At 68.3% G+C, this 20,108-nt stretch carries 19 protein-coding genes; 13 read left to right on the top strand and 6 right to left on the bottom strand.

Annotated features, from left to right (window positions below):
• The first annotated feature begins 100 nt into the window (after positions 1-100).
• Both AC1RL8_RS06265 and AC1RL8_RS06260 read left to right on the top strand, forming a co-directional pair.
• A complete protein-coding gene (locus tag AC1RL8_RS06265) occupies positions 101-1,294 on the top strand; it encodes a CaiB/BaiF CoA transferase family protein (protein ID WP_492684241.1) in 1,194 nt (397 codons plus the stop codon).
• 11 nt (positions 1,295-1,305) lie between these two features.
• Positions 1,306-2,310 carry a Bug family tripartite tricarboxylate transporter substrate binding protein gene (locus tag AC1RL8_RS06260; protein WP_492684240.1) on the top strand — a complete coding sequence of 335 codons (1,005 nt, stop codon included), beginning with the start codon at positions 1,306-1,308 and terminating at the stop codon, positions 2,308-2,310.
• A 105-nt stretch (positions 2,311-2,415) separates the two neighbouring features.
• On the opposite strand, the gene AC1RL8_RS06255 is transcribed toward AC1RL8_RS06260, so the two are convergent.
• Positions 2,416-3,378 carry a Bug family tripartite tricarboxylate transporter substrate binding protein gene (locus AC1RL8_RS06255; RefSeq protein ID WP_492684239.1) on the bottom strand — a complete coding sequence of 321 codons (963 nt, stop codon included), beginning with the start codon at positions 3,376-3,378 and terminating at the stop codon, positions 2,416-2,418.
• Positions 3,379-3,515: 137 nt separating this feature from the next.
• Between AC1RL8_RS06255 and AC1RL8_RS06250 the strand changes: the two genes are divergently transcribed.
• Entirely contained in the window at positions 3,516-4,397 is an 882-nt protein-coding gene (locus tag AC1RL8_RS06250) for an SMP-30/gluconolactonase/LRE family protein (RefSeq protein ID WP_492684238.1), read from the top strand.
• Here the strand turns inward: AC1RL8_RS06250 and AC1RL8_RS06245 are convergent.
• Complete coding sequence (locus AC1RL8_RS06245) at positions 4,394-5,302, bottom strand: LysR family transcriptional regulator (protein ID WP_369629385.1); 909 nt, start codon at positions 5,300-5,302, stop codon at positions 4,394-4,396. The genes AC1RL8_RS06250 and AC1RL8_RS06245 overlap by 4 nt on opposite strands.
• Before the next feature lie 102 nt (positions 5,303-5,404).
• On the opposite strand from AC1RL8_RS06245, the gene AC1RL8_RS06240 reads away from it, so the two are divergent.
• From AC1RL8_RS06240 to AC1RL8_RS06195, 10 genes are read left to right on the top strand one after another with little or no spacing between them, the layout of a single operon-like run.
• Entirely contained in the window at positions 5,405-6,496 is a 1,092-nt protein-coding gene (locus AC1RL8_RS06240; protein ID WP_492684237.1) for an LLM class flavin-dependent oxidoreductase, read from the top strand.
• A 21-nt stretch (positions 6,497-6,517) separates the two neighbouring features.
• Positions 6,518-7,456 carry a flavin reductase gene (locus AC1RL8_RS06235; protein WP_492684236.1) on the top strand — a complete coding sequence of 313 codons (939 nt, stop codon included), beginning with the start codon at positions 6,518-6,520 and terminating at the stop codon, positions 7,454-7,456.
• 28 nt (positions 7,457-7,484) lie between these two features.
• Positions 7,485-8,645, top strand: coding sequence for an acyl-CoA dehydrogenase family protein (locus AC1RL8_RS06230; RefSeq protein WP_492684235.1), 1,161 nt, complete (start codon positions 7,485-7,487; stop codon positions 8,643-8,645).
• 3 nt (positions 8,646-8,648) lie between these two features.
• The gene (locus tag AC1RL8_RS06225) at positions 8,649-9,758 is read left to right on the top strand and encodes an acyl-CoA dehydrogenase family protein (protein ID WP_492684234.1); all 1,110 of its coding nucleotides are present in this window, start codon (positions 8,649-8,651) and stop codon (positions 9,756-9,758) included.
• Positions 9,755-10,522, top strand: a complete 768-nt coding sequence (locus AC1RL8_RS06220) for an enoyl-CoA hydratase/isomerase family protein (RefSeq protein WP_492684233.1) — start codon at positions 9,755-9,757, stop codon at positions 10,520-10,522. Before AC1RL8_RS06225 ends, AC1RL8_RS06220 begins: the two co-directional genes overlap by 4 nt.
• A 1-nt stretch (position 10,523) precedes the next feature.
• Positions 10,524-12,656, top strand: coding sequence for an acetate--CoA ligase family protein (locus tag AC1RL8_RS06215; protein WP_492684232.1), 2,133 nt, complete (start codon positions 10,524-10,526; stop codon positions 12,654-12,656).
• Positions 12,653-13,411: an SDR family NAD(P)-dependent oxidoreductase gene (locus AC1RL8_RS06210; RefSeq protein WP_095745986.1), complete on the top strand. Its 759-nt coding sequence runs from the start codon at positions 12,653-12,655 to the stop codon at positions 13,409-13,411. Before AC1RL8_RS06215 ends, AC1RL8_RS06210 begins: the two co-directional genes overlap by 4 nt.
• A complete protein-coding gene (locus tag AC1RL8_RS06205; protein WP_492684231.1) occupies positions 13,408-13,788 on the top strand; it encodes a VOC family protein in 381 nt (126 codons plus the stop codon). Before AC1RL8_RS06210 ends, AC1RL8_RS06205 begins: the two co-directional genes overlap by 4 nt.
• On the top strand, positions 13,785-14,330 hold the full coding sequence (locus AC1RL8_RS06200) for a nuclear transport factor 2 family protein (protein ID WP_062473409.1): 546 nt from the start codon (positions 13,785-13,787) through the stop codon (positions 14,328-14,330). Before AC1RL8_RS06205 ends, AC1RL8_RS06200 begins: the two co-directional genes overlap by 4 nt.
• Positions 14,330-15,559 carry an SDR family NAD(P)-dependent oxidoreductase gene (locus AC1RL8_RS06195; protein WP_492684230.1) on the top strand — a complete coding sequence of 410 codons (1,230 nt, stop codon included), beginning with the start codon at positions 14,330-14,332 and terminating at the stop codon, positions 15,557-15,559. Before AC1RL8_RS06200 ends, AC1RL8_RS06195 begins: the two co-directional genes overlap by 1 nt.
• 34 nt (positions 15,560-15,593) lie before the next feature.
• Here AC1RL8_RS06195 and AC1RL8_RS06190 read toward each other — a convergent pair whose 3' ends face one another.
• The 4 genes from AC1RL8_RS06190 to AC1RL8_RS06175 all read right to left on the bottom strand — a co-directional run bounded on the left by AC1RL8_RS06190 (position 15,594) and on the right by AC1RL8_RS06175 (position 20,098).
• Complete coding sequence (locus AC1RL8_RS06190) at positions 15,594-17,060, bottom strand: amidohydrolase family protein (RefSeq protein WP_492684229.1); 1,467 nt, start codon at positions 17,058-17,060, stop codon at positions 15,594-15,596.
• Positions 17,061-17,112: 52 nt separating this feature from the next.
• Positions 17,113-17,874 carry a sulfite exporter TauE/SafE family protein gene (locus tag AC1RL8_RS06185; protein ID WP_492684859.1) on the bottom strand — a complete coding sequence of 254 codons (762 nt, stop codon included), beginning with the start codon at positions 17,872-17,874 and terminating at the stop codon, positions 17,113-17,115.
• A gap of 2 nt (positions 17,875-17,876) precedes the next feature.
• Positions 17,877-19,127 carry an MFS transporter gene (locus tag AC1RL8_RS06180; protein ID WP_492684228.1) on the bottom strand — a complete coding sequence of 417 codons (1,251 nt, stop codon included), beginning with the start codon at positions 19,125-19,127 and terminating at the stop codon, positions 17,877-17,879.
• Positions 19,128-19,210: 83 nt separating this feature from the next.
• Positions 19,211-20,098, bottom strand: a complete 888-nt coding sequence (locus tag AC1RL8_RS06175; RefSeq protein ID WP_095745980.1) for a polysaccharide deacetylase family protein — start codon at positions 20,096-20,098, stop codon at positions 19,211-19,213.
• Positions 20,099-20,108: the final 10 nt, after the last annotated feature.

Here is a 20,108-nt window from a genome sequence, read left to right as displayed (position 1 = left end):
GCGCGGCTGCGCCGTGCGCGGTCGTCCGGCGATCGCCTGGGCGAACAGGCGAACCGCATCGAAGACAAGACCCGAGAACCATCGAATGAACCCAACTTTCATGCAACCCCTTGCCGGCGTGCGCGTGCTGGACCTGTCAAGGGTCATGGCCGGCCCTCTGTGCGGCATGGCGCTGGCCGACCTGGGCGCCGACGTGATCAAGGTCGAACACCCTGAGCGCGGCGACGACACGCGCGACTGGGGCGTGCGCATCGGCAGCCACAACACGTCCTACTTCAACAGCTGCAACCGCAACAAGCGCTCCATCTGCGTGGACCTGCAGGACAAGGAGGGCCAGAACATCGTGCGTCAACTCGCCGCGCAGTGCGACGTGGTCATCCAGAACTTCAAGTACGGCGGGGCGCAGAAGATGGGCCTGGGCTACGAAGACCTGCGCAAGCTCAACCCGAAGCTCATCTACTGCTCGATCTCGGGCTACTCGGTGTTGAGCGAGGAAAAAGCGCGACCGGGCTACGACCTCGTGATCCAGGGCGAGACCGGCCTGATGGCCATGAACGGCGAAGAAGGCCAGGGCCCGCTGAAGTTCGGCATTGCCGCGGTCGACATGTTCACCGGCATGTACTCGGCACAGGCCATCCTGGCCGTGCTCTACGAACGCACGCGCACCGGCGAGGGCCGCCACATCCAGATGTCGCTGTACGACAGCGGGATGATGATCACCTCGTACTACGGGCTCACCGCCTGGCTGAACAAGGGCGACCCCGCCAAGTTCGGCAACTCGCACCCGTCGATCGTGCCCTACGGCGTGTTCGAGGCAGCGGACGGTCCGGTGGTGATCGCGGTCGGCAACAACGGCCAGTTCAGGAAGTTCTGCGACGAGGTGATTTTTTGCCCCGAGCTGCCGGTCGATCCGAAGTTCGCCACCAACACCGCACGTTCGAAGCACCGGCACGAGTTGCTGCCGCTCCTGCTCGCGAAGATCGGGCAGTTCTCGCGCGCCGATCTCATCGCACGCATGAACACGGCGGGCATTCCCTGCGGGGAGGTGCTCGGTCTCTACGACGCGCTGCAGTCCGACCGAACGGCGCAGACACAGGTCTGGCACCGCTTCGAAGACACGCAGGCGGGGCCGCAGGCCGTCCATGCGCCGCCCTACATCATCGACGGCGCACGCGCGGGCGTGCGCCACCACCCGCCGCACCTGGGGGAGCACACGGCCGACGTGCTGCGTGAGCTGCTCGACATGGGCGACGGCCAACTTGAATCCCTGAGCCAAAGAAGCGTCATCAAATGAAATTGCATCGCATGCGAGAAACCGAACCCGCCGCCCCGCGCCGGCTCCTGCTGAAGTCGTGCCTCGCGGCCGCCGCAGCGCCCTGGCTGGCGTCGCTGTCCGCCGGCGCCAACGCGGCGAGCCGCTGGCCCGAAAAAACCGTTCGCATGGTCGTGGCCTTTCCGGCCGGCGGCCCGACCGATGCGACCGCGCGCCTGGTCGCGCAGAAGCTGGCCGGCGCGCTCGGCCAGCCCGTCATCGTGGACAACCGTCCCGGCGCCTCGGGGTCCATCGGCACCACGTCGCTGATCAAGTCGGCGCCCGACGGCTACACGGTGTCGATGTTCGGCATGCCCGCGCTGGTGGCGCCGATCGTCTACAGGAACAACCAGTACGACGTGCGCAAGGACTTCACCTGCGTAGCGTCGGTCTACGATTTGCCGCTGGTCTTGATGATCAACCCGCTGGTGCTGCCGGGCGTGAACGATCTCAAGGGCTTCATCGCGGCCGCCAAGGCGCAGCCGGTCAACTATTCCACCGCGGGGTCGGGCAGCATCGGCCACCTAGCGATGGAGCAGCTCAAGGACATGGGCGGCTTTCCGATGCAGCACGTGGGCTACAAGGGCAGTGCGCCGGCCATCACCGATCTGCTGGGTGGGCAGATCGGCGCCATGTTCGTCGACCTGGTCGCGGCCATGCCGCACATCCGCAGCGGACGCCTCAAGGCGCTGGCGCTCGGCTCCGCCGATGCCCGGGCCTTCCTGCCCGAGGTGGCGTCCATCGCGCAGCAAGGCTTCGCTGGCTTCAATGTGAGCAGCTGGAGCGGCCTGATCGTGCCGAACGGCACGCCGGCCGGCGTGGTGACCCGGCTCGACTCGGAACTGCGCCGCATCCTGGCCGAAGCGGACACGAAGCGCGGGCTCGAAAACATCGGCGCGCTCAGCGCCTACCAGCCGCCCGAAGTCATGAAGCGCCGGATGGCCAGCGAGTTCGAGCGGTGGAACAAGGTGGCGTCGGAGAAGGACATCTCGATCTGATTTTGGGTTGGCACCCTCGGGTGCCGGCGCCATCGCAGCAACGCCCCGGAACCCGAAGCCCTTCGAGGCTTGAGTTCCGGGGCGTTGTGCATGGGGCTCTGAGGATCAGTGCGATTGCTTCGGCAGATTCAAACTGCGCAGGATCGGAAGCCAGCGGTCCGCCTCGACCTTGATGAACCGGGCCAGCTCTTCGGGCGTGCCGCCGCGGGGCTCCATGCCGATGGCGCGGGCGCGGGCCACGAAGTCGGGGTCGGCGATCACCTGGTTCACGGCCTTGTTCAGCCGGTCGATCGCCGGCTTGGGCGTGCCGGTAGGCACCGAGAGGGAGTACCAGAGCGTGGCTTCCATGTCGAAGCCCTGTTCCTTGAACGTGGGGGCGTCGGGCACCTGCGGCAGGCGCCGCGAATCCATCACGCCGAGCACGCGCAACTTGCCCGACTTCACATAGGGCAGCGATCCCGTGATGGACGTGCCGTGGATGTCGATCTGGTTGCCCAGCAGCGCCTGCAGCGCGGGGGCGTCTCCGTTGAAAGGAATGTGCAAGGTGCTGAAGCCTTGTTCCTTTTCGAAAGCGATGGGTGCCAGGTTGGTCAGGATGGCCGCGCCGGGCGAACCGCGGTTGATCTTGCCGGGGTTCTGCCTGGCGTAGGCCACCATTTCCTTGATGTTCTTGTAGGGCAGGTCGGTGCGACCCACGACGATGGCGGGTTGGTAAGCGATCTGCGTGACGGGCGCGAAGTCCTTCACCGGGTCGTAGGGCAGCTTCTCGTAGAGCACGCTGTTGTTCGCGAGCGTGCCCAGCGACGACACGAGCACGGTCTGCCCATCCGGTTTGGCACGGGCCACGTAGTCGGCGGCAAGGATGCCGCTGGCGCCGGGCTTGTTCTCGATGATGACGTTCAGCCCTTGCTTGCCGAGTTCCTGGGCCAGGATGCGGCAGTACTGGTCGGTGCCGCCGCCGGCCGCAAAGGGCACGACGAGGCGGGTCACCTGTTGGGCAAGGGTGAGGGCCGGGGCGAGGGCGCAGGCACCCAGCGCCAACCCCATGACGAGTTTTCGATAGCTCATTCTTGTCTCCTGTTCTGGTTCGAATCGAACGCTGGATTCAGTCTAGGGCGCAGCTCCCAGCAGTGATCTGCAAGGAATGAAAAGCAGCTTTGCGGGATGCGCCGACAGGGGCGCCGGCCCGCCCGCACACTTGCCCGATGACCGTGAAGATCACCCGGGTCGGGACGACCAAAGATCAACTGGGCGAGAGCCCCTGCTGGGATGCCGATGCACAGGCGCTGAGCTGGATCGACGCGCTGGCCGGCACGCTGTGGCGGTTGAACCCCGAGGCCGGGCTGCCCGAGGCGCACCCGTTGCCTGCGCCCGTGGGGTCGATCGCGCCGTGCCGCAGCGAGGCTGTCGTGGTGGCGCTGCGCCACACCTTTGCGCGCTATGACTTCGTCACGCGCACGCTGGCGCACTTGGCCCGCATTCCCGTGGACCATCCGAACGTCCGCTTCAACGATGGCAAGTGCGATCCGGCGGGCAACTTCCTGGCGGGCACCATGCACGTCGATCGCCGGGCCGGCGAGGCGGTGAAGGGCGGGCTCTACCGGCTGCGCCCCGACCTTCGCGTGGAGCACCTGGCCGACGACATCGGTTTTGCCAACGGGCCTTGCTTCAGCCCCGACGGCCGCGTGCTGTACCTGGCCGACAGCCTGGAGCGAACCATTTGGGTTTATGACTACGACCCGGATGGCCCCTTGCGCAACAAGCGCCTGTTTGCAAAGACGCACGCCTTCGACTCCGGGCCTGATGGCGCGACGGTCGATGCACAAGGGTTCCTCTGGACAGTACTGACCCGCGCCGCCAAGCTGGCGCGCTATGCCCCGGACGGCACGCTGGAGCGCTTGGTCGAGTTGCCGGTGAGCTATCCCACGAGCATCTGCTTCGGCGGGCCCCGCCTAGAGCACATGTACCTGACCAGCATTTCACGCAGCGCGCGGCTGGAGGGCAACCAGGCGCAGGATGGCGGGCTGTTCGTGATCACCGGCCTGCCCGCCGCGGGGCGTCTGCCCCATCATTTCGCAGACGTCTAGCGGGTCTCGCTTCTGAGTGCGTCTGCCACGTAGTCCACGAAGGCGCGCACCTTCAGCGGCAGCACGCGGCTCTGCCGGAAGACGGCGAAGACGCCGTTGGAAAACGCCCGCACGGCAAAGCGGTATTCGGGCAGCAGCCGCACCAGCGTGCCGTCGCGCAGGTCGTCGCGCACGGTGGCCTCGGACAGCAGCGCCACGCCCATGCCACCGATGGCGGCCAGCCGCAGCAGCTCGCCGTTGTTGGCACTCAGCACGCCCTGGATGGCCAACTCCTGCTGTTCACCTGCCGGATCGATGTACTTCCAGGTGATGACCTCGCGCTCACGCCGGTAGGTGAGGCAGCGCACCTGCGGCAGGTCGCTGGGATGGCGGATGCGCGAGTAGGTCTTCACGAAGGCTGGGCTGGCCACCAGCACCTCGTCGCTGGACTGCAGCCGCTTGATGACAAAGCCCGAATCGTTGGACTCTCCGGTGCGAATGTCGACGTCGAAATCGTGTTCCACCAGGTTGATCGGATGCTCGGAGAGTTCGAGCTCGACACGGATGTCGGGGTAGAGCTCCGCGAAGCGCGGCAGCAGCGGTGCGAGCACGCGCAGGCCGATGTGCGTGCGCGAATGCACGCGCAGCCGGCCTTCGGGCCGCTGGCGCGCGTTGTGCACGGCCTGCTCGGCCTCGCTCATGAGCTCCAGCATCGCCTCGGCCCGCTCCAGGAAGGCCTGGCCTGCTTCCGTCACCTTGAGGTTGCGGCTGGTGCGGTCCACCAGTTGTACGCCCAGTTCTTCTTCCAGTGCACTGATGCGCCGCGAGATGGTCGCGGGCGAGAGGCTGAGGCTGCGGGCCGCGGCCGAGAGGCTGCCCTTTCTCTGGGTGGCCACAAAGATGCGCAGCGAGTCGAGGGCCTTCATTTCGAAAGACGCAAAGAAGCTGTGCGTTCGCTGGTGATCCACGCAGGCGTTGAGTTCCTACGATGGACCTCGATCAACACCAGCCAACCAGGAGCAACAGCGATGGATTTCGGAATCTTCATTTTGATGCAGCAGCGGAACAAGCATAAGACCTCCCACCAGATCCTGCGCGACGCCATCGAGCAGACGCGTCTGGCGGACGAACTGGGTTTCGGGGCCGCGTGGTACGCCGAGCACCACTTCAGCAACTACGGCATGTGCTCGTCGCCGTTGACCATGATCGCGCACTGCGCCGCGGTCACCCGCAACATCCGGCTGGGAACCGGCATTGTCGTCGCTCCGCTGTACACGCCGGCCCGCCTGATCGCCGATGTGGCGATGGTCGACCAGTTGTCGAACGGCCGTTTGAACCTGGGCATCGGCTCGGGCTACCAGCAGTTCGAGTTCGAGCGTTTCGGCGTGTCGCTCGAATCCGCCAAGGGCCGCACCTTCGAGATGCTCGACATGCTCGAGGCGGGCCTGCGGGAGCCGAAGTTCAGCTACGACGGTGCGTACTACCAGCAGCCGATGAGCGCCATCAGCCAGCGCGCGGTGCAGCGCCCCATGCCGCCGATGTGGATCACCAGCGTCGACCCCGCCTTCCTGTCGCGCGCCGTGAAGTCCGACCACCACGTGTTCGTCTCCGGCGGCGACGGCGGCTTGGAGAAGCTGGCGGGCACCCGCGCGCTCATCGACAAGGTGGCCACGGCGGAGGGCAAGGACCCGGCCGGCGTGCAGGTCGGCTTGCTGCGCGCGGCCTATGCCAGCAACAACAAGGACGAGGTGGAAAGCTATCTCGAGTGCGCCCGCTACCAGCGCCGCATCGCCGTGAGCCTGAAGCGGCGCACCGCGCAGATCGCCGACGACTACCAGGTCGAGGAAGGCATCGTCGAGGGCGAGCCCACGCTGGACGAGATGCGCGCGCTGCTGCCCGTGGGCGACATCGACACGGTGATCGAGCGCGTGGTCAACGAGATCCGCACGCTCAAGCCCGTGCACTACTGCTTCCAGACGCAGATGGGCGATTTCGATCACGCCACGATGCTGCGCCAGCTCGAGGTCTGGGGCAAGGTCATCATTCCGACGGTGCAGCAGGAGATCGCCAACGATCCGCCGCATCGGCCCGCGGTCCAGAGCGAACTCGCTGCGGCCTGAGGCCCAGCGCCAGGAGACGCCATGTCCGAAGTCGCTGAAGAAAGCACCCGCGGCGCCATCGAGCCTGCCCAGTTCCGTCAGCTGCTCGGGTGCTTTCCGACCGGCGTGGCGGTCATCACCACCTGCACGCCGGACGGCCAGCCGGCCGGCCTGACCTGCAACTCCTTCAGTTCGGTCTCGCTGGACCCGCCACTGGTGCTGTTCAGCCTGCGCAATGCGAGCCGATTGCTGGGCACGTTCCAGGCGGCAGACGGCTTTGTCATCAACATCCTCTCCGAGCAGCAGGATGCGCTGTCGGGCCGGTTCGCATCGAGCAAGATCGAGGACAAGTTCGAGGGCGTGCCGTGGCGCACCGGCGCGCTGGGCATGCCGCTGATCGACGATTGCCTGGCGAGCTTCGAATGCCGCGTGCATGCGGCTCACGAAGCCGGCGACCACACCATCTTCATCGGCGAGGTCCGGCACCTGAGCGCCGGAGCAACCGACCAGGCGCTGGTGTTCTACAAGGGCGCCTACATGAAGCTGGCCGAGTCGCTGCGCAAGCTGGTCGTGGAAGGGCGGCTGGGAGACGCCGACATCGACGAGGCCTATCGCACGCTCTATGGCACGTTGCTGCGCCTGGCCAGCGAACGCGCCACCGAGGCTGAGCTGGACGCCGTGCATGAAGCCGCCGGCGCCATCGAGGCGCACCCCGACGACGCACCGCTCAAAGAGCGCATTGCCTCCGCCAGCGCGTTCTTCTCGTCGATTGCCGCGGCGGGCCACAACGAAGCGCTCACGCTGATGGCGCAGACCATGACCAGCGTGCTGCGCGAACGCATGACGCATGTGCTCTCGGTGCGCCCGCGGCCCGACCTGTTTCCGCTGCGCCGCAAGGTGGCGCACACCCTGCGCCAGCGCGACGCCGCCGGTGCCACCGCCGCCCTGGACGAGCTGATCACGCAGCTGCGCAAGGGTTGAGCCTTTCCGAAATTCCACAGGAGACAAGATGTCCATCGACTACGCCGGCTTCCGGCGCGAACTCGAATCGTTCGTGCGCAGCGCCTGCCCGCCTGAGATCCGCGCCGTCGTCGCGGCCGGCCAGAAGATCACGAAGCGCGAATACCAGGCCTGGCAGAAGATCCTCAACGCCCAGGGCTGGGGTGCGCCGAGCTGGCCGCGCGAAGCCGGCGGCACGGGCTGGGACATCCGCCAGCGCCTCATCTTCGAGGAGGTGATGGCCGAGAACGACTGTCCGCCCCTGTACCACCACGGGCTGGGCCACATCGGTCCGGTGATCATCCGCTTCGGCACACCCGAGCAGAAGGCGCGGTTCCTGCCGCGCATCCTCGACGGCTCGGACTGGTGGTGCCAGGGCTATTCGGAGCCCGGCTCGGGCTCCGACCTGGCCTCGCTGTCCACCAGTGCGCGCCTGGACGGCGACGAGTGGGTCGTCAACGGCCAGAAGATCTGGACCTCGCATGCCCACGAGGCCAGCATGATCTACATGCTGGTGCGCACGTCGAAGGAGGCGAAGAAGCAGGGAGGCATCTCGTTGCTGCTGGTGCCCATGGACACCCCGGGCATCACCGTGCGCCCGATCCAGACCATCGACGGCTGGCATCACCTGAACGAGGTGTTCTTCGACGAGGTGCGCGTGCGCGCCGACAACCTCGTCGGCGAAGTCGGCAAGGGCTGGACCTGCGCCAAATTCCTGCTCGAGCGTGAACGCCTTCCGCCGGCCAACGTGGCGCGGCTGGAACTCATGCGCCGCCAGGTCACGCAATTGGTCGAGGAGGCGAGCCGTACTGCCGCGGGGCTGCGCGACTTCAGCGGCCTGCACCACAAGCTGCTGCTGTGCGAGGCCGACGTGAAGGGCGCGCGCGTGATGATGGCGCAGGCCACCGACGACCTGATCCACCAGCGCCCGCTGGGCGTGCAGCCCTCGGTCATCAAGATGACCTGCGCCGACGTCGCGCAGCGCCTGACGACCATCGCCCTCGATGCGGTCGGTCCCGATGCCGCGCATCGCTTTCTCGCCGAGGTGGGGGACGACGTGCCCGACGCCACCTGGATCCAGAACTACATGTTCACGCGCGCCCGCACCATCGCCGGCGGCACCTCCGAGGTGCAGCGCAACGTGGTCGCCAACGAACTCCTGGGAGCCTGAGCCATGTCCACCTCTTTCCCGTCGCTCTTTCCCGGCATGCTGCTGGACGCGGCGAGCCGCTATGCCGAAGACCACATCGCCGTCGCGATCGACGGTGACCCCGTGCGCGAACTGGGCTGGACGGCCACCCTCGTGCCCGAGGAGGCCGGCGGTGTCGGCGGCAGCCTGAGCGATCTCGCGTCCATCGTGGAGGGGCTCGCCACGCATGGCCTTCAACTGCCGGTGGTCGAGACCTGCGCCGTGGTGCCGCTGCTGCTGCAGGCCGCGGGTGCCGAAACGGCCCGGCGCTGGCTGGAAGCCGTGGCCGAGGGCAGCGTGCAGATGGCACCCTTGACCGCCTTGTCTGCCACGCCCGACGTCCATGCGGTAAAGGCGAGGCACCTCGACATCGGCTATGAGCTGAGCGGCGCCGTGCAGGGCGTCGATGCAACGCTGCCTGCCACGCATTACCTCGTGCCGGCACAGGTCGATGGCGAGGACGCCATCTTCCTGGTCGATGCCGAACGCATCGGCGCACCGAAGGCCCGATACCGGACGATGGAGGGCCGCCTGGGCGCGGACTTCATCCTGACGCAGCTGCCCGTGCCCGAGAGCGCTTGCATCGCGCGTGGCGCTGCTGCACGCGATGCGCGCGCCAAGGCCACCGATGCCGCCTTGCTGCTCACGGCCGCCGACACGGTGGCCGCGCTGGCCACCCTCATCCGCCAGACGGTCACCCACCTGAAGGAGCGGCGCCAGTTCGGCGTGGCGCTCTCGAGCTTCCAGGTGCTGCGCCATCGCGTGGCCGACATGTACGTGAAGTACCTGGGCGCCAAGGGCCTGGTGATCCATTGCTTCAACGAATACGAGCAGGACGCGCCCGATCTGCGCCGCACCTTGCGCCTGGCCAAGGTGTCGCTGGCCGAGTCGGCGCGCGCCTGCGCGGAAGCGGCGATCCAGATGCACGGCGGCATGGGCGTGAGCGAAGAGGTGCTGGCCACGCGCACGGCGCAGCGCCTCATTGCCTCCGAGTTCCGCTATGGCGACCGGCTCCTGCATGTCGCCCAACTGCTGGCGCCACAGGCGTGTGCACCGCAAGTTTCTTTTTCCAACCAAACCGGGAGTGTGCGATGAGCATCAATCTGGAAGTTTCCGACTACATCGCCGTCGTCCGGCTCGATAAACCGCCGGTCAACGCGCTGGACCGCGCCACGCGCCGCCGCCTCATCGAAATCTTCGATGAGGTCTCCGAGCGCTCCGACGTGCGCGTGGCGATCCTCACGGGCACGGGCACGGGCAAATTCTTCTGCTCCGGCGCGGACCTGAAGGACCGCCCCAATGCCGACAAGGCCGGTGACTTCCTCGACCACAACCGCTGGACGCGCGAGACGGGCAATGCCATCCGCGAATGCGCCAAGCCCGTGATCGCGGCCGTCAACGGCCCCGCGCTGGGCGCGGGCTTCGGCCTCATGGCCGCGTGCGACATCTTCCTGGCGAGCGAGGACGCCACCTTCGCGATGCCCGAGATCAACGTCGGGCTCGCGGGCGGTGTCTCGATGCTGCGGACCATGGTCGGGCGCTCGTTCACGCGCCGCATGTTCTTCACCGGCATGAAGGTGCCGGCCGCCGAGCTGTACCGCCGCGGCGTGATCGACGAAGTGGTGCCCGCCGAGCAGCTGATGCCGCTGGCGCTGGAGATCGCGCAGGAGATCGCCTCCAAGGCGCCGCTGGCCATCGCCTATGCCAAGCAGGCCGCCAACATGATGGACCTGATGCCGCAGCGCGACGGCTACCGCTTCGAGCAGAACTTCACCATGGCGCTGGCCCGCACCGAGGACGCGCAGGAAGCCCGCACGGCCTTCCTCGAGAAGCGCAAACCTGTCTACAAGGGGCGCTGAGATGCCGGTCGTGGAAGTGGGGCGCGGCATGGACGCGCTGTTCAAGCCGCGCTCGATCGCCATCTTCGGGGCGTCGGACGACGTCACCAAGATCGGCGGCCGGCCCCTGCAGTTCCTGCAGAAGTACGGCTATGCGGGCGACATCTATCCGATCAACCGCAAGGCGGGTCTCGTGCAGTCGCTGCCGGCCTATGCAACCCTGGACGACGTGCCCGAAGTGCCCGAGCTGGCCGTGGTCGCCGTGCCGCCGGCGGGCGTGCTCGATGCGGTGAAGGACTGCGCCCGGCGCGGTGTGAAAGCCGCGGTCATCCTGTCGGCCGGGTTTTCCGAAATGGGCGAGGAGGGCAGCCGCCTGCAGGCGCAGATCGGCGACGTGGCCCGCGCCACTGGCCTGCGCGTGGTCGGCCCCAACTGCCTGGGCGCGATCGGCGTGCCCGACAAGAGCATCGCCACCTTCTCGGTGGCGCTGGAGTCGTCCTTTCCCGTGGCCGGCTCGGTGGGCATCGTCTCGCAGAGCGGCAACCTGGGCAGCTTCACCCTGCGCCTGGCCGGCGAGCGCGGCCTGGGCGTCAGCCGCATGCTGACCACGGGCAACGAATGCGACGTGGACATCGCCGATGCCATCGCCTCGCTGGCGGCCGACCCCGGTACGCGCGTGATCCTTTGCTGCATGGAAACCTGCCGCGACGGCGCCAAGCTGACGCAGGCCATGGCCATGGCCCGGGAGGCGGGCAAGCCGCTGGTGGTGTTGAAGGTCGGCGTCTCGGAGGCCGGCAGCGAGGCTGCGGCCTCGCACACCGGCGCTCTGGCCTGTTCCGACGCCGTGTTCGACGCCGTGCTGCGCAACGGTGGCGCCATCCGCGTGCCCCGCATCGAGCAGCTGCTCGAAGTCGGCCATGCGCTGTCGGTCGTCGGTCCGGCGCATGTGCCCGGCGGCCACCGCGTGGCCGTGCTCACGGCCTCCGGCGGCTTCGGCGTGCTGCTGGCCGATGCGGCCAGCGCGCAAGGCCTGGCGCTGCCCAAGCTCGCCGCGCAGACGCAGGAACGCATCCTGTCGGTCGTGCCCTTCGCCGCGCCCTCCAATCCGGTGGACATGACGGCGCAGGTGTCGAGCCGTCCCGAGGTGCTGGCCCGGATGCTCGATGCGGTGGCGCGCGACGACAGCTGCGACGCGCTGATCCTGCAGTCGGCCAATGCCTTCCATGTGCCCCGGCTGCGCGATGTGTTTCTTGCCGCGCTGGAACAGGTGCGCAAGGACCATCCTTCGCGCCTGATCCTCCTGTGTGCTCGTGCGCCGCAGGACGTGCGGGCCACGCTCAACGCCATGGGTTTCCCCGTGGTCGAAGGCATCGACGCGGCCTGCGCGACCCTGGCGGCCCTGATGCGCTTCGGAGCGCGCGACGCCGCACGGGCTGTAGCGCCGGCCATCGAGCGCGCGCCGTTGGCCGCACAGGCCTTCGCCACCGAAGCGAGCGCCAAGGCCGTGCTGGCCGAAGCCGGCCTGCCCGTGCCGCGGGAGGCGATTGCCGCCAACCGCGACGAGGCGCTCGCCGCGGCGCGCGCGATGGGCTTTCCGCTGGTGCTCAAGATCGTCTCGCCCGACATCGCCCACAAGACCGAGGTCGGCGGCGTGTTCGTCGGTGTGCGGTCCGAAGCGCAACTACTCAAGGAGTACGACCAGCTGCTCGCGCGCGTGGCGCAGAAGGCGCCCGCGGCCCGCATCGCCGGCGTGCTCGTCGCGCAGATGGTGCAGGGCGGCGTCGAGCTGATTCTGGGTACCAAGAAGGACCCCATGTTCGGCCCGATGGTGATGGTCGGCCTGGGCGGCATCTTTGCCGAGATCTTCAAGGACGTGGCGCTGCAGCCGGCGCCCGTGGACGAGGCGCAGGCCACTGCCATGCTGCAGTCGCTCAAGGCCTTCCCGCTGCTCAACGGCGCGCGCGGCCGGCCGAAGGCCGATGTGCCGGCGGCGGCGAAGGCCATCGCGGCGCTGTCGCGATTTGCCGTGCGCCACGCCGACAGCGTGTCCGAGATCGATATCAACCCCTTGGTGGTGCTGGACCAGGGGCGCGGCGCGCATGCGCTGGACGCCTTGCTGGTGCCCGAGCCACCCCTCACGAAAGCCCAACCATGACGATGTCTCTTTCAGGCCGAGCGGCCTTCATCAGCGGCGCCGGCCACGGCATCGGTCGCGCCACCGCCCGCGCCATGGCCCGCCTGGGCGCCACGGTCGGCATCAACGACCTCAAGCCCGAATTCGTGGAGGAGGCCGTGGCCGAGATCCGCGCGCTGGGCGGCCAGGCCATCGGGCTGCCCTGCGATGTGTCGACGCGCGAAGGCATGCGCGAGGCCGTGGCGCAGTTCGTGCGCGACGCGGGACGGCTGGACATCATGGTCAACAACGCCGCCTGGGTGCGCTACCAGCCGCTCGCCGAGATCACGCCCGAGGTCATGGACCGCATGGTGGAGATCGGCTTCAAGTCGGTGATCTGGGGCATCCAGGCCGCCGCGGAGGTCATGGACCCGCAGCGCGGCGGCTCGATCATCAACGTGGCCTCCATCGCGGCCTTCAAGTCGCCCATGCGGTCGGTGGTCTACAGCGGCATCAAGGCCGGCGTGCTGGGCATCACCCGGGCATCGGCGGCCGACCTGGGCGCGCGCAACATCCGCGTGAACGCGGTCGCGCCCGGTGCCGTGCCCACCGAGGGCACGGCCAAGCATCGCAACGCCGAACTCGACGCCCGGCGCATCGGGCGCACACCGCTGGGCCGCCTGGGCACGGTGGAGGACATCGCCGATGCCATCTGCTTCCTGGCCGGCGACGGCTCGCGCTTCTTCAATGCGGATGTGCTGCGCCTGGACGGCGGCGCTTCGGAGACCTCGCTGTGAGCGGCGCCGTTGCATCGCCCAAGCGCGTGCAGAACGTGTTCGTCGTGGCGAAGGAGCCGGCCCGCCTGCATGCCTTCTACGAAGGTGCGCTCGGCCTGGCGATGAAGTTTCGCGATGGCGACCGCTGGATCCAGTACGGCGTGGGCAACACCAACGTGGCCCTGGCCTGCCTTGAAGAAGCGGCGCCCGCCACCAGCGGGCTGGTGATGGTGCTGGAGGTGGACGACTTCGAGGGCGCGCAGGAACGCATCGTTGCCGCCGGCGGGCAGGTCCTGGGCCTGCGCGACATGGGCGACCACGGGGCCGTGCTGTCGCTGCGCGATCCCGAGGGCAACCTGGTGCAGCTCTTTCGGCGCGCCGCGCCCACTGCTGCATGAGTACACCCGAGCCGATGCCGGCGGCCTTGCAGTCGCTGCTGGACCGCGAGGCGATCCGCGACTGCCTGCTGCGCTATTGCCGCGGCATCGACCGCTGCGACGAGGCCGCCTTGCGTTCGGCTTACTGGGAGGACGCCACGGACTGCCACGGCGCGTGGAACGGCAGCGCCGCCGGCTTCATCGCGCAGGCGCTGCCCAGGTTGCGGCAAGGCGGACGCCGCGTCCACCAGATCACCAACGTGCTGATCGAACTGCATGGCGAGGTGGCTGCGGTGGAAAGCAGCTTCTTCGCGCTGCAGGCCACGGCCACACGGCCGGACCTCGAGACTTTCCTTTGCGGGCGTTACGTGGACCGTTTCGAACGTCGTGGCGGCGAGTGGCGCGTGGCCGCGCGCACCGTGGTCTACGACTGGATCGAAGAGCGCACACGGCCCGAGCTGACGCAGGACGACGCCACGCTGTTCGGCGCGCGCCAGCCGGTCGGCAGGGCAGCGCCGCTCGACGCCGTGTACGCGCTGTTGCGCGACGTGCGCGGCACCTGATGCCCACCGTTCTGCTCACCGGCGCCGCTGCAGGCATCGGCCGCGCCACGGCGTTGGCCCTGGCGCGCGAAGGATGGCGCTGCGTTCTGGTCGACGCCGATGCGCAGGCGCTGCAGCGCCTCGGAGCTGCGTGGCCGGCCGATGCCGAACCACCGATGCACCTCGTGGCCGACCTGACGGATGCAGCCCGGATCGAGCGCCTGGGGCACGAGATTCCGCCGCTCGATGCATTGATCAACAACGCGGGCCTGTCGGCCGGTGGCGCAGAGGCCACGTCGGGCCATGACGACGGCTCGGCGGCTCGCCTTCTCGCGCTCAACCTGGCCGCGCCGGCGCGCATGGTGCAGGCCTGTGCGCCGCACCTGCGCCCCGGGGCGCGCATCGTCAACGTGGCGTCTGGCGCAGGCCTGCGCGCCATTCCGTGGCGCGGTCTCTACAGCCCCAGCAAGGCCGGCCTGATCGGGCAGAGCCGCGCGTTGGCGCAAGCCCGGCCCGACTGGACGGTGACCACGCTGGCACCGGGCTTCGTGCGAACCGAACTCGTGCAGCGCCTGATCGATGGCGGTCGGCTGAATCCGGCGCAGGCGGTGTCGAAGATCCCCATGGGCCGGATGGCCGAGCCCGAGGACATGGCGCACGCGTTGTGCTTCCTGGCCAGTCCCGGCGCGCGCGTGCTCACCGGACAACTGCTGGTGCTCGACGGCGGCTCGTCCGTGTGCGGAGGAAGCCAGCCGCTGCCGGCCGGCGCGCATCTGCTGCTTCCGTTCGATGCGCCCTTGCGCCCGCATCTCGAGTCCGTGCGCGAGCCGGCCTGGCATGCGGCACTGGGCGTGTGGGTGCGTGCGTATGCAGGCCACCTCGAGCGCGCGGGCTATCCCGCGGTCATCGACGCGCGCGCGCTGGAGGCACAACCCGGCATGCGGCTCGATGCCGTGCTCGATGCGGCTCGCTGCTTTCGGTCGAGCCACGCCGCGCTGGCCAGCCTCACGCTGCTGCTGCCTGCGTCCGAGCCGGGGCTCGATTGGCCACTGGCCGGCGACGCCGATGCGGCGCGGATGCTGGTGGCCACGCTGGCCGCCGAATGGGGCGCGCACGGGCTGCGCATCAACGCGCTGGAGCTGACGCACGGCCTGGCGCCACAGGCCTGCCTGCCGCTGCTCGACTACGTGGCCGGCCCGCGCGCGCAGTTTCTGACCGGGCAGGTGCTGAGGCTCGGCGCCGGGCATTGAGTTCCTGCGCCGCGTGCGAATGGTCGCAAGAGCTTCAGGCCTTCAGGGCCTCGCTCGCCGCGGCGCGAATCCGGTCCGCCGATTGCCGCGCGCGCCGCATGATGCCGCGCGTGTCGTAGGCCAGCAACCGCCCGTTGCGCTTCACGATCCGCCCGTCGACCATCACGGTGTCGACGTTGGCCGCACTGCCGCTTTGCACGATGGCGGTCTCGACGTTGCCGACCGGGCCCATGTTCAGGTCCTGCGTGCGCACCAGGATGAGGTCGGCGCGCTTGCCTTCGGTGATCGAGCCGGTGACGTCGCCCAGCCCCATCGCGATGGCGCCGTTGAGGGTCGCCATCTCGATCGCCTCGGGCACGCCGACCGCCTTCGACTGCGCGCTGGGCGTGCCGGCCCACGGCACGCCCAGGTTCCAGGTGAAGCGCATGGCCTCGAACATGTCCGGTGGTGCGATGGAGGTCGCATCGCTCGACAACGAAATGGTCAGGCCCGCGTTGCGCATCGCGAAGAGCGCGGCGCGTGCATCGCCGGTGCTGCTGAGCCGCAGCTCGGAGTGCGTGGCAAAGGACAGCGGCGTTTTCGTGCGCGCCATCGCCGCCAGGTCGGCGGTGCTGGCGGGCACGTAGTGCGCGAGCATGAAATCCGGGCCCAGGTAGCCGCGCCGTTCGTAGTCGACCGCATCGACGTTGTTCGGTGCCTCCTGCGGCGCGTGAATCGCGACGGGCAAGCCGCTGGCCTTGGCGGCCTTCATCTCTTCGTGGAACACGGCGTCGGTGCTTTGCTGCGGGCCGCGCAAGTTCAGTCCCAGGTGCACCAGCCCGTCGAAGGGCGAGCGCTCGCCGAACCACTCGCGTCGCACGCGGGCCAGGTCGTCGTAGCGGTTGAGTTCGCCGGCGGGCATCTTGTCGACGTGGCCGTAGGCGTAGCGGGCGCGCAGCAGCGCGTGCTGGTGCGCACGCAGTTCGGCATCGGCATGGGCGGGGGAGCGGGTGTTGTGCGACCAGTTGTGCACGGTGGTCGTGCCGCCGTTCGCCAGCTCGGCGCAGCCCAGCATCACGCTGTTGTAGAAGTCGTCAGGCGTGTACAGGGTCGAGGTCGCGTTCTTGGCGGGGTAGTACGAGAAGCCGCCGTCGCGTGCGGTGAAGCTGCGGCCGATGGCGCTCCACATGTGATAGTGCGAATTGACGAAGCCCGGCATGACGATCATGTCCGTTGCATCGATGATCTCCGCGCCAGCCGGTGCGCTCAGGCCGCGCCCGATCTTCTCGATCACGCCGTTGCGGACCCATATGTCGGCGCGCGGCAGCACGCCTTTGGCGCGGTCGACCGTGATGACCGCGCCGTTGCGGATCAGGTAGCTGCCGCGCCGGATGGCGGGCGATGCGGGCGCACGCGCTTTGCGGGCCGACACCGACGCCGAGCCGACGAGCGCCGGCGCACCGGTGGCGGCGACCATCAAGGCGCCGACAAAACGGGTGAAGTCTCTCTTGGTTGTTTTCATGGGTCGACCGAGTGATTGAAGTGACGGAAAGAAGAAAGAAACGAAAGCCCGTTCAATACGCCTTGAGAAGAAAGGCCGCCGTCATCGCCAGCCCCGTCAGCACGACGAAGCCGCGCACCACCTCGGGCTTCAGCCGCCGTGCCGCCATGCCGCCGGCATAGCCACCCACCGTGGCACCGAGTGCCATCCACAGCGCGTGCGTCCAGACGATCGCGCCGCTGGCCGCGTAGATCGCCACGGCGATCAGCGTCAGGATCGCGGAGACGAAGTTCTTGATGCCGTTCATGCGGCCCATGTCCGTGTGCCCCAGCGCGCCGAGCACGGCGAGCAGCAGGATGCCGAGGCCGCCGTTGAAGTAGCCGCCATAGACGGCGACCGCGGCGATGCCCAGGTCGGCGAGCCACCGGCCTCGTGGCTTGTGGTTGTTGTCGGCGGCGGCGAGCCTTCGGCGCACCAGGCCGGGCCCGATCGCGAAGAGCAGCGTCGCGGCCAGCAGAAGCCACGGCACGATGCGGGCAAAGGCATGGTTCGACGTCGACAGCAGCAGCGCCGCACCGCCCGCGCCGCCGAGTACCGACAGCACGCCCAACCGCAGGAGCGAAGGCGACATCGGCCCAGACAGTTCCTTGCGCAATGCCCAGGCGCCGGCCAGGTAGCCCGGCAGCAACGCGGCGGTCCCGGTGGCGTTGGCCGACACCAGCGGCACGCCGACCATCGCCAGTGCCGGCAGGGTCAGAAAACTGCCGCCGCCCGCCACGGCATTGAGTGCGCCGGCCAGGGCCGCGGCGCCGCCGAGCAGCGCCCAGTCGAGCAGCATCACGGCTTGCGTGCCGGCAGTGACATGCGGTCGGTGTGCAGCAGCAGCGTGAGCAGCACGCCGACAGCCGCCAGCAGCGTGATCTGCACCAGCCCGGCCGTGCTCCAGCCGAAGCGCGAGGCGATGCCGCCGATGATGAAGCCCGCGACCGCACCCGCGCCGTACAGCGTGGTGACGAACACGCCGGTGGCGCGGCTCGTGAGCGAGGCATGCACCGCCTTGATGTGATACCCCGCCAGGTTCACGTACAGCACGCCGCTCACCACGAAGCCCCACGCGAAGGAGAGCGCCGACTGCACCACCATGTCGGTGGGGCCCGAGAACATCAGGAAGCCCAGCAGGCCGGTGCCCACGAAGCTCGCCGAGAGCACGAGCTTGGGATGGAAGCGGTCGCCGAGCCAGCCGCCGAAGATCGATGCGAACACGCCGAAGCCGAAGGTGCTCATCACGCGGCCGGTGTCCGACGGCGTGTAGTGCAGGTGCTCGCGCAGGAAGGTCGGGTACATGCCCAGGTAGCCATAGATGCAGAGCCCACCGATGACGCTCATGCCAGTCAGCAGGGCCGTGTTGCGGTTCCACAGGGTGGTGGCGCCGCGCTGGTCGGCGCGCCCGCCGGTGGCCGCCACGTTCTCGGTCATGCGCTTGCTCACGGTGAGTGCGATCACCGCCATGGCCGCGAAGCCCGCGACGCCGAACACGATGAGCGGCAGGCGCCAATCGCGCTCGACGCCGATCAGGTGGCCGCCGAGCAGCGGCCCCAGGATCGCGCCGATGCCGAAAGAGAAGTTGATGGCGCCCACGGCGGTGGCCCGGTAGCGCGCGAAGTAGCTCGCGGCAATGGCGATCACCACCGTCAGTTGCATCGCTTCGCCGATGCCGGTGACGGCCCGGTAGACGATCATGTCGGCGAAGCCGTACGAATAGGCCGCCAGCAGCGTGCCCAGCGAGAAGATCGCAATGCCGATCTGCAACACCGTCTTGCGCGACAGCCGCGCCAGCAGGTAGCCCGTGGGAACGCCAGCCACGGCCATGCCCAGCGTGAAGATGGTGGACAGCAAACCGGTGTCTGCCAGGCTGAAGCCGAACTCCTTGCGCACGTCCACGGCGATGAGTGGAAAGATCTGCCGGTCCATCGCGTTGAGCGCGTACGAGGCGAGCAGCACCAGGAACATGCCGATCTCCAGCGCGGTGATGGGCGCCTCGCGGCGCGCGCCACCGGCCGGTGAAATGACCGAGGTTGAGGAATGCACGTGTCGTCTCCTTCTCGTCGAGCGAGAAATCTGTTTGTTGTTCGTTCGTTGCCCAGAGTCGCCGGCGCTGTGCCGGCGAAGGTTCACGCGGCGGTGCTAGCGGGGCTTGCCGCGCCGTACCAGTCGAGGATCTGCTCGCCGGTCATGAAGGCCACGCCGTCATGCGTCTGGATGTGCGCCAGCGCTTCTCGGAAGTAGCGCAGGCGGTGCGGCGCGCCCATGATGTAGGGGTGCACCACCAGCGCCATGACGCGGGCCGAGTCTTTCGCGTCGGCGTAGAGCTGTTCGAACTGGTCGATGGCGCGGTCGCGGTACTCGCTGGCCTTGTGGTGCTGGATCAGCATCATTGCCACGTCGTTGCATTCCTGCGTGTAGGGCACGTTCACGATCGCGCCGCCGTCGCGCGTCTTCAGTCGCACCGGCTGGTCGTCGAGCACCCAGTCGCACACGTACTCGTAGCCCTGCTCGGCCAGGATGTCGGGCGTGTGCCAGGTCTCGGTGAGCCCCGGACCGAGCCAGCCGCGCGGGCGCTTGCCGGTGTAGGCGCGAATGGCCTCGGTGGTCTTGGCGATGTCCTCGACCTCGTCGGGGACCTTTTGCATGTTGCGCTGCCCGAAGCCGTGGCCGATGAACTCCCACTGGCGTTCCTTCGCGGCCTTGGCGATGGGCTCGTAGGCGCCGATGGCCGAACCGTTGATGGCGAGCGTGGCGTTGATGCCGAGTGCGTCGATCACTTCGAGCATGCGCCAGAAGCCGACGCGGTTGCCGTACTCGTGCCAGGCCCAGTTCGGGATGTCGGGCATCGGCGAACCGCCGGCCGGTGGCGTCAGCACGGTGCGGGGCATGGTCTCGTCGATGTTCCATTCCTCGACGTTGACGATCACCCAGACGGCCAGTCGTTTGCCGCCGGGCAACTTCAGTGCGGGGCGATCCGCGATGGACGAGTACGAGATGCGTTCGAGTGGTTTCATGGTGTCTCCG

Source organism: Variovorax sp. GW822-FHT04E09 (genome assembly GCF_058800845.1).
Note: the sequence above shows the minus strand (reverse complement) of the source record. Positions and strands in the feature narration are given on the sequence as shown.

Excerpts from the sequence above, each read along its gene's own strand:
- AC1RL8_RS06265 (WP_492684241.1), top strand. The coding sequence starts at position 101 with ATGCAACCCCTTGCCGGCGTGCGCGTGCTGGACCTGTCAAGGGTCATG.
- AC1RL8_RS06260 (WP_492684240.1), top strand. The coding sequence starts at position 1,306 with ATGCGAGAAACCGAACCCGCCGCCCCGCGCCGGCTCCTGCTGAAGTCG.
- AC1RL8_RS06255 (WP_492684239.1), bottom strand. The coding sequence starts at position 3,378 with ATGAGCTATCGAAAACTCGTCATGGGGTTGGCGCTGGGTGCCTGCGCC.
- AC1RL8_RS06250 (WP_492684238.1), top strand. The coding sequence starts at position 3,516 with ATGACCGTGAAGATCACCCGGGTCGGGACGACCAAAGATCAACTGGGC.
- AC1RL8_RS06245 (WP_369629385.1), bottom strand. The coding sequence starts at position 5,302 with ATGAAGGCCCTCGACTCGCTGCGCATCTTTGTGGCCACCCAGAGAAAG.
- AC1RL8_RS06240 (WP_492684237.1), top strand. The coding sequence starts at position 5,405 with ATGGATTTCGGAATCTTCATTTTGATGCAGCAGCGGAACAAGCATAAG.
- AC1RL8_RS06235 (WP_492684236.1), top strand. The coding sequence starts at position 6,518 with ATGTCCGAAGTCGCTGAAGAAAGCACCCGCGGCGCCATCGAGCCTGCC.
- AC1RL8_RS06230 (WP_492684235.1), top strand. The coding sequence starts at position 7,485 with ATGTCCATCGACTACGCCGGCTTCCGGCGCGAACTCGAATCGTTCGTG.
- AC1RL8_RS06225 (WP_492684234.1), top strand. The coding sequence starts at position 8,649 with ATGTCCACCTCTTTCCCGTCGCTCTTTCCCGGCATGCTGCTGGACGCG.
- AC1RL8_RS06220 (WP_492684233.1), top strand. The coding sequence starts at position 9,755 with ATGAGCATCAATCTGGAAGTTTCCGACTACATCGCCGTCGTCCGGCTC.
- AC1RL8_RS06215 (WP_492684232.1), top strand. The coding sequence starts at position 10,524 with ATGCCGGTCGTGGAAGTGGGGCGCGGCATGGACGCGCTGTTCAAGCCG.
- AC1RL8_RS06210 (WP_095745986.1), top strand. The coding sequence starts at position 12,653 with ATGACGATGTCTCTTTCAGGCCGAGCGGCCTTCATCAGCGGCGCCGGC.
- AC1RL8_RS06200 (WP_062473409.1), top strand. The coding sequence starts at position 13,785 with ATGAGTACACCCGAGCCGATGCCGGCGGCCTTGCAGTCGCTGCTGGAC.
- AC1RL8_RS06195 (WP_492684230.1), top strand. The coding sequence starts at position 14,330 with ATGCCCACCGTTCTGCTCACCGGCGCCGCTGCAGGCATCGGCCGCGCC.
- AC1RL8_RS06190 (WP_492684229.1), bottom strand. The coding sequence starts at position 17,060 with ATGAAAACAACCAAGAGAGACTTCACCCGTTTTGTCGGCGCCTTGATG.
- AC1RL8_RS06175 (WP_095745980.1), bottom strand. The coding sequence starts at position 20,098 with ATGAAACCACTCGAACGCATCTCGTACTCGTCCATCGCGGATCGCCCC.